This is a genomic window from Pseudomonas sp. MF08817 (assembly GCF_059862705.1).
In genome coordinates, this window is sequence record NZ_JCBCUY010000016.1 from 1 (window position 1) to 15292 (window position 15292).

Annotated in this window: 10 protein-coding genes; 5 read left to right on the forward strand and 5 right to left on the reverse strand. The window is 65.7% G+C overall.

Going from position 1 to position 15292, the window contains the following annotated elements:
- Positions 1–70 precede the first annotated feature (70 nt).
- Positions 71–610, forward strand: a complete 540-nt coding sequence (locus AC19YR_RS11795; RefSeq protein ID WP_500598553.1) for an alpha-xenorhabdolysin family binary toxin subunit B — start codon at positions 71–73, stop codon at positions 608–610.
- A gap of 94 nt (positions 611–704) precedes the next feature.
- On the opposite strand, the gene AC19YR_RS11800 is transcribed toward AC19YR_RS11795, so the two are convergent.
- Complete coding sequence (locus AC19YR_RS11800) at positions 705–1466, reverse strand: tetratricopeptide repeat protein (protein WP_500598555.1); 762 nt, start codon at positions 1464–1466, stop codon at positions 705–707.
- A gap of 3 nt (positions 1467–1469) precedes the next feature.
- Entirely contained in the window at positions 1470–2150 is a 681-nt protein-coding gene (locus AC19YR_RS11805; protein ID WP_500598557.1) for a Fe2+-dependent dioxygenase, read from the reverse strand.
- A 207-nt stretch (positions 2151–2357) separates the two neighbouring features.
- Between AC19YR_RS11805 and AC19YR_RS11810 the strand changes: the two genes are divergently transcribed.
- The gene (locus AC19YR_RS11810) at positions 2358–4706 is read left to right on the forward strand and encodes a TonB-dependent receptor (protein WP_095105941.1); all 2349 of its coding nucleotides are present in this window, start codon (positions 2358–2360) and stop codon (positions 4704–4706) included.
- Positions 4707–4913: 207 nt separating this feature from the next.
- A complete protein-coding gene (locus AC19YR_RS11815) occupies positions 4914–7442 on the forward strand; it encodes a PepSY domain-containing protein (protein ID WP_500598630.1) in 2529 nt (842 codons plus the stop codon).
- A 253-nt stretch (positions 7443–7695) separates the two neighbouring features.
- On the opposite strand, the gene AC19YR_RS11820 is transcribed toward AC19YR_RS11815, so the two are convergent.
- From AC19YR_RS11820 to ptsP, 3 genes are read right to left on the reverse strand one after another with little or no spacing between them, the layout of a single operon-like run.
- On the reverse strand, positions 7696–9423 hold the full coding sequence (locus AC19YR_RS11820; protein WP_500598559.1) for a PTS fructose-like transporter subunit IIB: 1728 nt from the start codon (positions 9421–9423) through the stop codon (positions 7696–7698).
- A gap of 11 nt (positions 9424–9434) precedes the next feature.
- Positions 9435–10376, reverse strand: coding sequence for a 1-phosphofructokinase (gene pfkB, locus AC19YR_RS11825; protein WP_095105938.1), 942 nt, complete (start codon positions 10374–10376; stop codon positions 9435–9437).
- Positions 10376–13231 (reverse strand): phosphoenolpyruvate--protein phosphotransferase, encoded by a 2856-nt coding sequence (gene ptsP, locus AC19YR_RS11830; protein WP_095105930.1) that lies wholly within the window; start codon positions 13229–13231, stop codon positions 10376–10378. Before ptsP ends, pfkB begins: the two co-directional genes overlap by 1 nt.
- Positions 13232–13516: 285 nt before the next feature.
- Between ptsP and cra the strand changes: the two genes are divergently transcribed.
- Both cra and AC19YR_RS11840 read left to right on the forward strand, forming a co-directional pair.
- Complete coding sequence (cra, locus tag AC19YR_RS11835) at positions 13517–14512, forward strand: catabolite repressor/activator (protein ID WP_500598562.1); 996 nt, start codon at positions 13517–13519, stop codon at positions 14510–14512.
- A 2-nt stretch (positions 14513–14514) separates the two neighbouring features.
- The gene (locus AC19YR_RS11840) at positions 14515–15291 is read left to right on the forward strand and encodes a TatD family hydrolase (protein WP_095105923.1); all 777 of its coding nucleotides are present in this window, start codon (positions 14515–14517) and stop codon (positions 15289–15291) included.
- The last annotated feature ends 1 nt before the right edge of the window (position 15292 follow it).

The window sequence follows — 15292 nt, forward strand, 5'->3', positions numbered from 1 at the left end:
AAGCGTTTCGACTTCAAATGTCCTATCGAGGTCATAGGCGAGGTGATGCAAGCAGCCATGGCTATGCGGCATGATGCTCCGGCTTCAATTCAATAACCGTGTTGCACTCAGCTCCTGCAACCGCCCAATTAAAATCATTGAGGCCAAGGACGTCTTCGGTATTCTCAAGGATTTATTGCTAACGGCCGAATCCTTGGCGGGTGCCAATTTAACCAACCCGAAGATCGAGTTGATTAAAGCCGCACTGAGCATTACCGCAAAAGTGCTGGACAAAGTCAGCGAGGCGATGAAATACAGCCATCTTATTGAAGCCAGGAAGAGCGTGCAAATGCGCCTGGATACACGGCGCCAGGATCTGGCCACAACCAACAACACCATTAAGGATTACGTACAACGCAAAGAGCAACTGATCGAAGTACAAAGTATCGTCACTCCCCGGGAGGCCTATGAGCGGGAAGCTGGAACGATCGCCGAGTCAGTAAATAAGTTCCTAGAAATTATTGGAGCGGTTCCTACCAACGATCGTGCGGCAACCATACAAACATTCGTCGTGCACGCGGCATTGTTGCGCAAACACCTGGAGACGCTGCGAGCACAGTGGCGAACTTAAGTTCGGCAACCTCAGAGTAACTATCTGGGGGCAAGGGCAGAGCGGTGCAGACTCTGCCTTGCCCCAGGATGGGGAACCGCCCCGCCACTGAGCCTCAGGCTTGCAACTGCTCCAGCTGTATCCGTCGCAACGCATATTCCTGGGCCAAGGCCCTGACCTGCGGTTGGGGTGCCTGGCCCAGGGCCTGGCTGGCCACCCGTAAGAAATTCAAGTTGCCCAGCACCAAGGCCTGGCGCAACCAAACGAGCCCTTCCTCGATCCGCCCCCGCTCTACCATCACCACGCCATAGCTGAATTGCCCGCGAAAATCCCCTGCCTCGGCAGAACGCCGGTACCACTCCAACGCCGCGACCGGGTCGGCCGGGCAGTGCTGGCCCTCTTCCAGGTAGCGCCCCAGCAGGTTCATGGATTTAGCGTGGCCCAGTTCGGCGGCGCGGCGGTAGCAGGCCAAGGCGTGGGCCTGGTCTTGCACCACCCCGCGCCCGGTGGCCAACAGGTTGGCGTAGTTGTACAGGCCCCAGTCCAGCCCGGCCTCGGCGGCGCGGCGGTAATGGCCGGCGGCAACGCTGGCGTTGGCGGTGCAGCCCCAGCCGTGCTCATGGCAACGGCCGAGCATGTTGCGTGCCATCAAGTGGCCGCCATTGGCGGCGATCCCAAACCAGCGCAGGGCCAGGGCCGGGTCTTTTTCGATGCCCTGGCCGTCGAGGAGGATCTGCCCGAGCAAGGCCTGGGCGTCGGGCACATTGGCTCGGGCCGCCACCAGAATCGCCTGGGCGGCGCGCACCGGACTCTCGGCCAGCATGGCCCGCAGTTGCGCCAGGTTCAGCACTTCCTCGCGGCGCAGTTGAAAATTCACGGCTTACACCTCGACCCAGCGCCGCAGCAGGTTGTGGTAAGTGCCGGTGAGGCGGATCAGCGACGGGTGGTCGGGCAGGTCCTGGGTCAGTTGCTGGATGGCGCCGTCCATTTCAAACAGCAAGGCGCGCTGGCTGTCTTCGCGCACCAGGCTTTGCGTCCAGAAGAAGGAGGCGTAGCGGGCGCCACGGGTCACGGCGTTGACCTTGTGCAAGCTCGTGCCGGGGTACAGCACCAGGTCGCCGGCCGGCAGCTTGACCCGTTGCGTGCCGTAGGTGTCCTGGATTTCCAGCTCGCCGCCGTCGTATTCGTCCGGGTCGCTGAAGAACAGGGTCGAGGACAGGTCGGTGCGCACCCGCTCGGCGCTGCCCCGGGGCTGGCGCACGGCGTTGTCGATATGGAAATCGAAACTGCCGCCCGCGGTGTAGCAGTTGACCAGCGGCGGGAAGACCTTATGGGGCAGCGCCGCCGACATGAACTGCGGGTTCTGCCACAGGCGCTCGAGCATGGCGGTGCCGATTTCCTTGCCTAGCGGGTGGCCTTCGGGCAATTGCAGGTTGTGCTTGGCCTTGGCCGACTGATAGCCCGCGGTGATCTTGCCGTCCGCCCAGTCGGCGGTTTCCAGGGCCTCGCGGATACGGGCCACCTCGTCACGGGAAAACAGACCGGGGATATGCAGCAACATGGCGCGGGCACCTGAGAGCGAAAGGAGCGCAATGGTATTGATTCTTATTGGCCCTGTAAAACGCCATAGACGAACGAGAATGTAAAAACCGTAAAGGCCAATTGTAAAGAACGTAAATTCAGTGCAAATAGCAATGCCTCTCAATTGATACCGATACTTGTTTGACCTATATTCCGCGGCCTCAAATCCTTGGGGAGGGGAATTCACATGTCGCGTCAACTACCACAACTGCCTGTCAGCTCACCGCGTCTACTCGCTTCGGCCATTGGCGTGGCGCTCACCGCCACATCCGCGGCCCACATGGCCCACGCCGCCGAAAAGACCGATGAAAAGGCGCCGCGCAACGCCATCGCGTTGGACGCCACCCCTGTGGTGGGTGAATTCCAGGAGCCAACCTCCTACCAAGTGCAGAAGGCTTCGTCGCCCAAATACACCGCGCCACTGGTGGACACGCCGCGCTCGGTCACGGTGATCCCGCAGCAAGTGCTCAAGGACACCGGCGCGCTGTCGATGCAGGACGCCCTGCGCACCGTGCCGGGCATCACCTTCGGCGCCGGCGAAGGCGGCAACCCCCAGGGCGACCGCCCGTTCATCCGTGGTTTTGACGCCCAGGGCGACACCTACCTGGACGGCGTGCGCGACACCGGCTCACAGAGCCGCGAGATCTTCGCCGTGGAATCGATCGAAGTGAGCAAAGGCCCGAACTCGGCCATTGGCGGGCGTGGCGCGGCCGGCGGCACCATCAACCTGGTGAGCAAAAAAGCACACCTGGGCAACAGCTTCGATGGCGGCTTCACCTGGGGTTCGGACCAGACCCAGCGCTACACACTCGATGGCAACTACCAGTTCTCGGACACCGCCGCCGGGCGCCTGAACCTGATGAGCCACGAAAGCAACGTCGCCGGGCGCGACAAAGTCGACTACGACCGCTGGGGCATCGCGCCATCGCTGGCCTTTGGCCTGGGCACCGACACCCGCGTCAACCTCGACTACTACCACCTCGAAAGCAACGACCTGCCCGACTCGGGCGTGCCGTACACCATGCCGGCGTCGGGCAAGCCTGCCGACCGCAACAAATCCAACCCGGACAAACCCTGGGCCGGTGGCGACAGCAGCAACTTTTATGGCCTGGCCAACCGCGACTTCCGCAAGACCCGCACCGACACCACCACCTTCGCCATCGAGCATGACCTCACCGACGCGCTAACCGTCAAGAACACCCTGCGCCACGGCAACAGCCTGCAGGACTACATCCTGACCCAGCCCGACGACAGCAAGGGCAACGTCAACAACGGCACCGTGTGGCGCCGCATCAACAGCCGCGTAAGTAACACCGCCACCACCACCAACCAGACCGACCTGTTTGGTGACGTGTACATCGCCGGCTTCAAGAACAGCTTCTCCACCGGTATCGAGTTGAGCCGCGAGAAGAGCGTCAAGAGCTCGTACAACGTCGATACCGACACCACCCCCGGCTCCACCCCGGCGGACAACAGCTCCAAGTGCACCCCGGCGATGATCGGCACGCCCAGCGGTTTCAACTGCACCAGCCTGAGCAACCCGAACCCCAACGACAACTGGAACGGCGCCATCTCGCGCAACCGCGCCGGCACCGACACCACCGGCAAAACCCGGGCGATCTACGTGTTCGACACCCTCGAGCTGTCGTCGCAATGGCTGGTGAACATGGGCCTGCGCTACGACCACTTCGACACCGAATACGACAGCTACGACAAAAACGGCGCCACCCTGGTGAACAAGAACGGCGTGGTCGCCAAGGGCAAGGACACCAGCGAGTTCGTCACCGGCCAGTTCGGCGTGGTGTTCAAGCCCACCGAAAACGGCAGCATCTACGCCTCCTACGCCACCTCGGCCACGCCACCGGGCGCGACCCTGGGCGAAGGCATGGAAGGCAACCTGTTGCCCAACAGCAGCGACCGCACCGGCAACCTGCTGAGCAGCGACATGGAACCTGAAGAAACCAGTAACTACGAGATCGGCACCAAGTGGGACCTGTTCCACGATCGCCTGTCCCTGACCGCTGCAATCTTCCGCACCGAGAAAGACAACGCCCGCGTCCAGGTCAATACCACCTCCTACGAGAACGTCGGTACCACCCGCGTCGATGGCCTGGAACTGTCGGCCAGCGGCAAACTCACCGAGCAATGGCAAGTGTTCGCCGGCTACGCCTACATGGACGGCAAGCAGGTCGATGGCGGCGACGTGAATAAAGCCAACGACGGCAACCAGTTGCCTAACACCCCACGCAACAGTGCCAGCCTGTGGACCACTTACAACGTCACCCCGAAACTGACCCTGGGCGGCGGCGCGTTCTACGTCGATGAAGTGTTCGGCAGTGCGGCCAACACCACCATGGTCGATTCCTATGTGCGCTACGACGCCATGGCCAGCTACAAACTGACCAAGAACGTCGACCTGCAACTCAACGTGCAAAACCTCACGGACGAGCGCTACTACGACAAGGCCTTCTCGACCCACTTCGCCAACCAGGCACCGGGCCGTACAGCGCTAATCAGCACCAACTTCCATTTCTGATGGGTCAGCCGGTAGCAAGCGGGCTGCGCAGCGGCCCTCATCCCGTGTCGAACTAGGCACAAGAGCGCGGGCAAGCCCGCTTGCGACGGCCAAAGCCTCACGCCCCCAAATGCGTGGGGCTTTTGTGTGTAAAGAAGAATGTTTCTCGAAACCCCACGGCATAATGCGCGCCGTGAAAAATGGGCCCACACGGGCGAGGCGGTGGATGTGTTGAAGAAAACCCTGTTCCAGTTGCACTGGTTCTTTGGCATCAGTGCCGGACTGGTCCTGGCCTTGATGGGCATCACCGGGGCGGCAGTGTCGTTTCAGGACGAAATCCTGCGCGCGCTCAACCCCCAAGTGCTGCACGTCGAGAAGCAGGTAGCGGGGGTGTTGCCACCGGTGCAACTGGTGGAAAAAGTCGAAGGCGCCTCGGGCAAGAAAGTCTCCATGCTGTGGGTCGATACCGAAAACGGCAACGCCGCCAAGGTGTTCTTCACCCCGCCAGCGGGGGAGCGGCGCGGTGAGATGCGCTACTTCGACCCCTACACCGGCGACTTCCTGGGCGAGGCCCGTGGCCAAGGCTTCTTCGGCCTGATGCTGCAACTACACCGCTTCCTGGCCATGGGCGACACCGGCCGGCAAATCACCGGCGCCTGCACCCTGCTCCTGATTTTCTTCTGCCTCTCGGGCCTGTACCTGCGCTGGCCGCGCCAGGTCGGCAACTGGCGCGCCTGGCTGACCCTGGACTGGGCGAAAAAAGGCCGCAGCTTCAACTGGGACCTGCATGCCGTCGCCGGCACCTGGTGCCTGGTGTTCTACCTGCTGGCGGCGCTGACCGGGCTGTCCTGGTCCTATCAGTGGTACAGCAATGGCTTGAACAAATTGCTGTCGGACACCCCCAACGCGCAGATGCGCAAGGGCGGGCGCGGTGCGCCACCGGCCGGCCCGCCGCCGAGCGCCGATTACGCCGCCCTGTGGAGCAGCCTCTACAGCGCCGCCGGCCCGGGCCTGAGCACCTACAACATCCGCATGCCCGCCGGCCCCCGGCAACCGGCGACGGTGTTCTACCTGCTCAAGACCTCGCCCCACGACCGCGCGCTCAACCAGTTGAGCATCGACCCGGCCACCGGCGTGGTTAGCCGCCACGAGCGCTACGCCGATAAAAGCTTCAAGGCGCAACTGTTGGCCAGCATTTATGCCCTGCATGTGGGCAGCTACTTCGGCCTGGTCGGGCGCATTCTGGTGACCCTCGCCGCCCTGAGCATGCCGCTGTTCTTTATTACCGGTTGGCTGCTGTACCTGGACCGGCGCCGCAAGAAACGCCAGATCAAGCAAGCCCGCCAAGCCCTGGCCCCCAGCGCCAGCAACGCCCCGGCATGGCTGATCGGGTTTGCCAGCCAAAGCGGTTTTGCCGAACAACTGGCCTGGCAAACCGCCGGGCAACTGCAAGCGGCGGGCGTAGCGAGCCAGGTGGTGCCGCTGGCGGACGTCAACGCGCAAACCCTGCAAGGGGCTAGCCATGCCCTGTTTGTGGTCAGCACCTTCGGCGACGGCGAAGCGCCGGACAGCGCCCGCGGTTTTGAACGCAAAATCCTCGGCCAACCCCTGGGCCTGGACCACCTCAAGTACGCCGTGCTGGGCCTGGGCGACCGCCAGTACCCGCACTTCTGCGGCTTTGCCCGGCGCCTGCACGCCTGGCTCGGCAACCATGGCGCCAGCACCCTGTTCGCCCCGGTGGACGTGGACAGCGCCGACGCCTACGCCCTGCGCCACTGGCAGCAGCAACTGGGGCAACTGACCGGGCACGCCCCGGCCGACCTCTGGCAAGCGCCGAGCTACGAGCCCTGGACCCTGAGCCAACGCACCTTGCTCAACCCCGACAGCAGCGGCGCAGGTGTGTACCTGCTGGGGCTGACGCCACCGGGCAAGCGCAGTTGGCTGGCCGGTGACCTGGTGCAAGTGCTGCCACGCAACTGCCCGTGGGCCGTGGAGCATTTGCTCGATGGCCTCGGCGTGCGCGGCGACAGCTCGGTGCAATTGGACGGTTCGCTGGAAACCCTGGAACAGGCCCTGGCCACCCGCCAGTTACCGGAAAACCGCAGCCACCTCGTCGGCCTGCATGCCCAAGCCCTGGTCGATGCCCTGGTGCCCCTGGCCGCGCGCGAGTATTCGATCGCCTCGATTGCCGCCGACGGCGAGCTGGAACTGCTCGTGCGCCAGGAACGCCACGCCAGCGGCAGCCTCGGCCTGGGCTCCGGTTGGCTCACCGAATATGCCCCGGTGGGCAGCGCCCTCCACCTGCGGGTGCAGCGCAACAGCGGCTTTCACCTGCCCAGCGAACCGCTGCCGATGATCCTGCTGGGCAACGGCACGGGCCTGGCCGGGTTGCGCAGCCTGCTCAAGGCACGCATCGCCGACGGCCAACAGGCCAACTGGCTGCTGTTCGGCGAACGCCACCGCGCCCACGACTTCCATTGCCAAGGCGAACTGGAGAATTGGCTGATAGAGGGTGACCTGCAACGCCTGGACCTGGCTTTCTCGCGCGATCAGGCGGAGAAAATCTACGTTCAGGATCGCCTGCGTGACGCCGCTGAACCGCTCAAGCAATGGCTCGCCGACGGCGCCGCGATCTACGTCTGCGGCAGCCTGCAAGGCATGGCCTCGGGCGTGGACCAGGTACTGCGCGAGGTACTCGGCGATGACGCCGTAGAGCGGCTCACCGAACAGGGCCGCTACCGCCGCGACGTGTACTGACCGGCGGGCCTCTGTGGGAGCAGCTGTCCCTACTGCGTGCCGCCACCGCGAGCAGGCTCGCTCCCACAGAGGGAAAATCAGAACCCCACCCACACCACAGTTCAACTGTGGGAGCGGGCCCTGCCCGCGATGGCGGACAGCCTGCTATGGCAGGGTTGCCTGACCCACCGCTATCACGGGCCGGCCCGCCCCCACAGGAGATTGGGTGCCAAGCCTCAGCAGTGCCTGCTCACGATGAAGCCGGCACTGCTGGCTACGGGGCGGTCGGGGCCAGCACCAGCTCCTGGGTGTGAGGGCGCTTGAGCAGGGCGTAGCTGACCGCCGTCAACAGGCTACCGGCCACGATGGCCAGCAGGTACGCCAGCGCATGGTTGATGGCATTGGGGATCAGCATCACAAACAGCCCCCCGTGGGGCGCCATCAGTTTGCAGCCCAGGTACATCGACAGCGCCCCGGTCAACGCGCCGCCGGCGATGCACGCCGGGATCACCCGCAAGGGGTCTTTGGCGGCGAACGGGATGGCGCCTTCGGAGATAAAGCACAGCCCCAGCACAAACGCCGCTTTACCCGCCTCGCGCTCGGTCTGGACGAACTTGCGCCGGGCCAGGAAGGTGGCAATACCCAGGCCAATGGGCGGCACCATGCCAGCCGCCATGGTGGCGGCCATCGGCGCGTAGCTCTGGGAGGCCAGCAACCCCACGGAAAACGCATAAGCCGCTTTATTGATCGGCCCGCCGAGGTCGACACACATCATCGCCCCCAGCACCACGCCCAGCAGGATGGCGTTGGTGGTGCCCATGCTGTCGAGAAACGCGGTCAGGCCCGCCAACAACCCGGCCACCGGTTTGCCCACCACATAGATCATCACCAACCCGGTGAACAGGCTGGCCAGCAGCGGAATGATAAGGATCGGTTTGAGCGCTTCCAGGCTCTGCGGCAGGCGCACCCAGCGGTTGATCGCCTGCACCGCGTAACCGGCGAGGAACCCGGCGATGATCCCGCCGATAAACCCCGCGCCCAAGGTGCTGGCCAGCAACCCGCCGATCATCCCCGGCGCCAGCCCCGGGCGGTCGGCGATGGAATAGGCGATGTAGCCCGCCAGCAGCGGCACCATCAACTTGAACGCGCTCTCGCCACCAATCTGCATCAGCGCCGCGGCCAGGGTGCCCTCCTCTTTAAAGGCGTTGATGCCAAACACAAAGGACAAGGCAATCAACAGCCCCCCGGCCACCACCATCGGCAGCATGAACGACACGCCGGTGAGCAAATGCTTGTAGACCCCGGTTTTCTCTGTTTTGGCCGGGCCGCTGGCGGCAGTCGCGGCGTTTTCCAGCTTGCCTTCGGCCAGGGCTTTGTTGAGGGTGGCTTCGGCCTGTTTGAGGGCGATGCCAGTGCCGCAGCGGTAGATCTTCTTGCCGGCGAAGCGCTCGGTGGGCACTTCAATGTCGGCGGCCAGCAGCACCACCTCAGCCTGGGCAATGGCCTCGCTGCTCAGCGGGTTGCGTGCGCCCACCGAGCCCTGGGTTTCCACCTGCAACTCATAGCCCAGGCGCTTGGCCGCTTGCTGCAAGGCTTCGGCGGCCATGAAGGTGTGGGCCACGCCTGTGGGGCACGCGGTCACCGCCACCAGGCGCGGGGCCTGGGTGGGGGCCACAGCGCTGGCCGGCGCCGCATACACCTGGGCCTGCGTGGCGCCCCGGCGCAGTACCGCGTCCACGTCCTGCAAGGCCTGGGCCGGGGTGCACTGCAACACCCGTTTGCCGACGAACCGGGTCATGTCCAGCGCACCGCTGCTGACCACCAGCACCCACTCGGCCGCGTCCAGGGTGGCCGCCGATAACTGGCGCTCAGGGTGCGCGGCGTCATGCACTTCAACGCTGGCGCTCCAGCCCTGGCGCTGGGCCGCTGCTTCCAACAAACGCGCGCACAGCACGCTGGTGACCATGCCATTGGGGCAGGCAGTAACAATGGCTAACTTCATGGGCGACCCTCTTATTGTTCGGTCAGGGGGCGCACGCGCACGCCCTGTTCAAGTTGCGCCAACTGCGCAGTGCCGGTGATGCCGAAACCGATTTGCGTCACCGCCATCGCCGCGATGGCCGTGGCGGTGCGCAGGGTCTGCTCGGCGTCGTGGCCGCTGAGCAGGCCGTGGAGCATGCCGGCGAGCAAGGAGTCCCCGGCGCCGACGGTGCTGGCCACGCTCACCGTGGGCGGCACGGCGCGCAAGGCCGGGGCGGCGCTGAACCAGTCCACGCCTTCGGCGCCCTGGGAAATCACCACGTGTTCCACCCCTTCGGCGCGCAGGCGCCGCGCCGCTGCGGCCTGGGCCTGCGGCGAGGCCACGGCCACGCCCAGGGCTTGGGCCAGTTCTTCGGCGTTGGGTTTTACCAGCCACGGCCCCGCCGCCAGCCCTTCGCGCAGGGCCTCGCCGCTGGTATCCAAGGCGACTTTCAAGCCCAGCGCCTTCAAACGCAGGAGCAAGGCCCGCAGCCACTGGGCGCTGACGCCCCGGGGCAAACTGCCGGCGACCACCACCGCGTCATGGCCGACGGCGATCTGATCCAGGCAATCGAGTAACGCCTGTTGCGCCGCCGCGCTGACCTGCGGCCCCGGGCCGTTGAGGTCGGTGATGCGCCCGTCGCCCTCGGCCAATTTGATGTTGCTGCGGGTTTCCCCAGGCACGCGGACAAATTCATCGACAAAACCACGGCGGGCGAACAGGGCCTCGAAGGCTTGCGGGTTGGCCCGGCCGAGAAAACCGCTGACGGTAAGCTGATGGCCCAAATCGGCCAGCACTTGGGCGACGTTCAGGCCTTTACCGGCGGCATGGCTGTGCAGCGCCTCGCTGCGGTTGACCTGGCCGAGGTGGAGTTGGCCCAGTTGCACGGTGAGGTCCAGCGCCGGGTTGAGGGTGAGGCTGAGAATGCGCGCCATTACACCGCCTCCACGAGGCGGCGCACGTCGTTCGCGCTGCCCATGGCCAAGGCCTGCCGGGCCAGGGTTTGCGCCTGCACCAGGCTGAACTCGCGCACCCGCGCCTTGACCTCGGCGATGCTGCGCGGCGCGACGCTCAACTCATCCACCCCAAGGCCCAGCAACACCGGCACCGCCAGCGGGTCGGCCGCCAGTTCGCCGCATACCCCCACCCATTTGCCATGGGCGTGGGCGGCGCGCACCGTGATGTCGATCAGTTGCAGCACCGCCGGGTGCAGGCCATCGGCCTGGGCCGAAAGCGTAGGGTGGCCACGGTCGATGGCCAGGGTGTATTGGGTCAGGTCGTTGGTGCCGACGCTGAAAAAGTCCACTTCGCGGGCCAGCACCGGGGCCAGCAGCGCCGCCGAGGGCACTTCGATCATGATCCCCAGTTGCAGGTCGGCCACGGGGATGTCCCGGCGCAGGCGCTCGGTCATGTCGCGGGCCTGGCGCCACTCCTCGACGCTGCCGACCATGGGGAACATGATGCGCAGCGGCCGGTGGTCGGCGGCCCGCAGCAGGGCGCGCAGTTGCGCCTCCATGATGGCCGGGCGCTGCAGGGTCAGGCGAATGCCACGCACGCCGAGGAAGGGGTTTTCCTCCTTGGCGATGGGCCAATACGGCAGCGGTTTGTCGCCGCCCACATCCAGGGTGCGCACCACCAAGGGCCGCCCGCCGAGGCCGTCGAGCACACGGCGGTACTCGGCCTCCTGGGTGGCTTCGTCCGGGGCTTGCGGGTGGGCCATGAAAATCAGTTCGGTGCGCAACAGCCCAATGCCTTCGGCGCCCTGCTCCACCGCGCTGGCCACGCCGGCGCTTTCACCGAGGTTGGCGAACACTTCGACGCCGTGGCCGTCGGTGGTCAGGGCCGGTTGATGGCGTTGCTCGGCGGCGGCGCGCAGGCGTTGTTCGCGGTGGTCGCGTTCGTGCTGGGCGCGCTGCAAGGTCGCCGCGTCCGGGGCAACGTGCAGGCGCCCACGCTGGCCGTCCAACAGCAACGGCGTGCCCGGCGCCAACAACAACACCGCCGCGCCCGCGCCGACCAGGGCCGGAATACCCAGGGCGCGGGCGACGATGGCGCTGTGGGCGGTGGCGCCGCCCCGGGCGGTGAGGATGCCCGCGACCCGCGCTGGGTCGAGGCGCGCCACGTCCGAGGGGCCGACTTCGTCCATCACCAGAATGTAGGGCTGTTGCGGCTCTACCGCTGCCGGCACGCCGCACAACTGGGCCAGTACGCGGCGGCCGATGTCGCGCAGGTCCGCCGCGCGCTCGGCGAGCAGGGCATCGTGCAGGGCTTCCTGCTGGCGGGCAGCGGCTTCGATCACGCCCAGCCACGCGGCCTCGGCGCTTTCGCCTTGTTGGAGGCGGCTGCCGACCTCACCGGCCAGCTCCGGGTCGTCGAGCATTTCCTGGTGGGTGATGAAAATCTCGCGGATGGCTTGGGCGCTGCTGCGCTGGATCAGGCCTTGAATGTCTTCACGTACCGCACCCAACGCGGTTTGCAGACGTTCGCGCTCAATCGCCGGGGTTTCGCCGCGCACGGGGTAATCGAAGGGTTGCAGCACCTGCACATGAGCCGGGCCGATGGCGATGCCCGGTGCGGCGGCCACCCCTTGCACCAGGCTGCCGGCGGCCGGCGCGCTGAGGCTGGGTTCGGCCTCGGCCAGCGCTGGCGCGGTGACGGCGGGCAGTGGCTGCACCGCTTCGCCCAGGCCTTCGCGCACTGCCGCGAGCAGGGCCGGCAAGGCGTCGGCGGCAATGGCCGGGGCGGCGCTGAACTCCAGCACCTGACCACGGCGGGCGCCCAGGCTCAGCAGTTTGCTCAGGCTCTTGGCCGACACGGCGCTGTCCTGGCCGTCGACGATGCGCACGCGGACCTCGCCGTCGAAGCTTTTCGCCAATTGGGCGAGGATTTTTGCCGGGCGCGCATGCAGGCCGTGGGCGTTGGCCAGGGCGATGGCGGCACTGGGCCAGTCGGCGGGCACATCACCGCCCAGGGCTTGCAGCACCGCGCGACGGCTGGTGGCACGCCCCAATTCATGGCCGCGCCCCTCGATCAGCAACGCGCACAGGCGTTCGAGCAGGGCCTGATGCGCCTCCCCCAGGCTGGCCAGGCAAAACAGGCCACTGAGGGGCTGGCCCAGGTAGCGCATGGGTTTGTCCGGGGTGACGAACGCCAGCCCCGGGCGCTTGACCGTTTGTTCGCTGTGCAGCCACCACAGGCCATCGCCCAGGGGCAAGGCGTCCACTTGCTGCAACACCGCCGCAAAACCGTTACTCACGCAGTCGGCCTGGCGCAGCAGGCGGGCGCCGCGCCACACCAGTTCCTCGAAATCATCAGCCGACACGCCCAGGCCAATCATCTGCGCGTCCAGCGCCAGTTCCTGGGGCGCACCTTGCAGCAGTTTGAGCAGGGCCTCGGCGCTGCTGGCGCGGCGCAGGGCCTGGCCGAGATCTGTTTCGCCCAGGGCACGGGTCAGCAGTTGCAGCAGGCGCAGGTGTTCGTCGGACTTGGCGGCAATGCCGATGGCCAGGTAAACGATCTGGCCGTCGCCCCAGTCCACGCCCTCGGGGAATTGCAGCAGGCGCACGCCGGTGGCGAACACCTGGTGGCGGGTTTCGGGGGTGCCGTGGGGAATGGCGATGCCTTGGCCGAGAAAGGTCGAGCCCTGGGCCTCGCGGGCCTGCAAGCCGGCCAAATAGCCTTCGGCGACCAGGCCATCGGCCACCAGTTTGTCGGCGAGCAACCGCAGGGCCGCGGGCTTATCCACCGCCGACTGGCCAATGGATATCTGCTCCAGGGTGAGTTCGAGCATGCTTTCTCCTATTCAGCGCCGGGCGGCGCTAGGTATTTTTGTAGATTAGGCGTTTTGATAGCACGGCCGCAGGATGGCTTATCGGCAGCACCTTTCCCACGGCTTCAAACAGCTGAAAATACGCCTGCTGAAACGTTTAATCTAGAATGCTCGGCACGTTACTTCATATTCCATCTTCCTAGAAGCCCTGCCGGTCGGTACAGCTGCGACCTAGGTCGGCTACGGATTTCGGTTACGATTGGACAAACTCTCGGGACAAGCGCCACACAATAAGGAAAACCCGGTTTGAAACTCAGTGATATCGCGCAACTGGCCGGTGTGTCCGTGACCACCGCCAGCTACGTCATCAACGGCAAAGCCGAACAACAACGGATCAGCCGCAGCACCGTCGAGCGGGTGCAAGCGGTGGTTGAACAACATGGTTTCACCCCCAACCCGCAAGCGGCGGGGCTACGCAGCCGGCACACGCGAACCTTGGGGTTCATCCTGCCGGACCTGGAAAACCCCAGCTACGCACGCATCGCCAAGCTGTTGGAGCAAGGTGCCCGCGCCCGCGGCTACCAATTGCTGATCGCCAGCTCCGACGACGCGCCGGACAGCGAGCGGCAATTGCTGCAACTGTTCCGCGCGCGGCGCTGCGATGCGTTGTTCGTCGCCAGTTGCCTGCCGGCCGAGGACGACAGCTACCGCCAGCTCCAGGCCAAGGGCCTGCCGATCATCGCTATCGACCGGGCGATGGACCCGGCGCACTTCTGTTCGGTCAGCAGCGACGACCAGGACGCCAGCCTGAGCCTGACCCGCAGCCTGTTGCAGCCGCACTTGCGGCATATCGCCCTGATCGGCGCACGCCCGGAGCTGAGCATCAGCCAGGACCGCACCGCCGGTTTCAACCAGGCCTTGGCCGGGTTCGACGGGCACATTTTGATCGAACAGGGCGACGCTTTCAGCCGCGAGTGCGGCCAGCACCTGATGGAAGAACTGCTACAACGCCTGGGGCATTTGCCGGATGCGCTGGTGACCACCTCCTACGTGTTGCTGCAAGGGGTGTTCGACGCCCTGCATGACTTCCCGCTGCAATCGCGGCCCTTGCGCCTGGGCACCTTCGGCGACACCCAGTTGCTGGACTTTTTACCGTTGCCGGTCAACGCCATGGCCCAGCAACATCAACTGATCGCGCAAACCGCCCTGCAACTGGCTCTGGCCGCCATCGAACAACAGCACTATCAGCCTGGCGTGCACGCCATCGCCCGTACTTTCAAGCAGCGTATCGTCGAGGTGTGAGCGTGGAGCTGATCGACACCCATACCCACCTGGATTTCCCCGATTTCGACGCAGATCGCCCCGCGTTGCTCGCCGAGTGCCGCGCCCACGGGGTGCGGCGCATGGTGGTGCTGGGGGTCTATCAGGACAATTGGCAGCGGGTGTGGGAGTTGGTGCAAAGCGACGCCGACCTCTACGCGGCCCTGGGCCTGCACCCGGTGTACCTGGACGCGCACCGCAGCGCCGACCTGGCCCAACTGGGCGATTGGCTGACACGCCTGCGTGGCCAGCGCCAGCTCTGCGCGGTGGGCGAAATCGGCCTGGACTACTTTCTCCCGCACCTGGACCGCGACCGCCAACAGGTGCTGTTCGAGGCCCAATTGCAGTTGGCGGCCGACTTCCAACTGCCGGCCCTGCTGCATGTGCGGCGCAGCCACGCGGCGGTGATCGCCACCCTCAAGCGCCTACGCCTGGCGCGCGGCGGCATTGTCCATGCGTTCGCCGGCAGCCGTGAGGAAGCCCGCGAGTACATCAAGTTGGGGTTCAAACTGGGCCTGGGCGGCGCAGCCACCTGGCCCCAGGCGCTGCGCTTGCGCAAAGTCATCGCCGACCTGCCGCTCGAAGCCGTGGTGCTGGAAACCGATGCCCCGGACATGGCCCCCGCGATGTTCGCCAACCAGCGCAACAGCCCCGCGCACCTGCCGGCCATCTGCACCGCCCTGGCCGAAATCCTGGGTATCAGCCCCGAGCGTTTGGCGGCGGCCAGCACCGCCAATGCCTGCGCGGTGTTCGGCTGGTAGC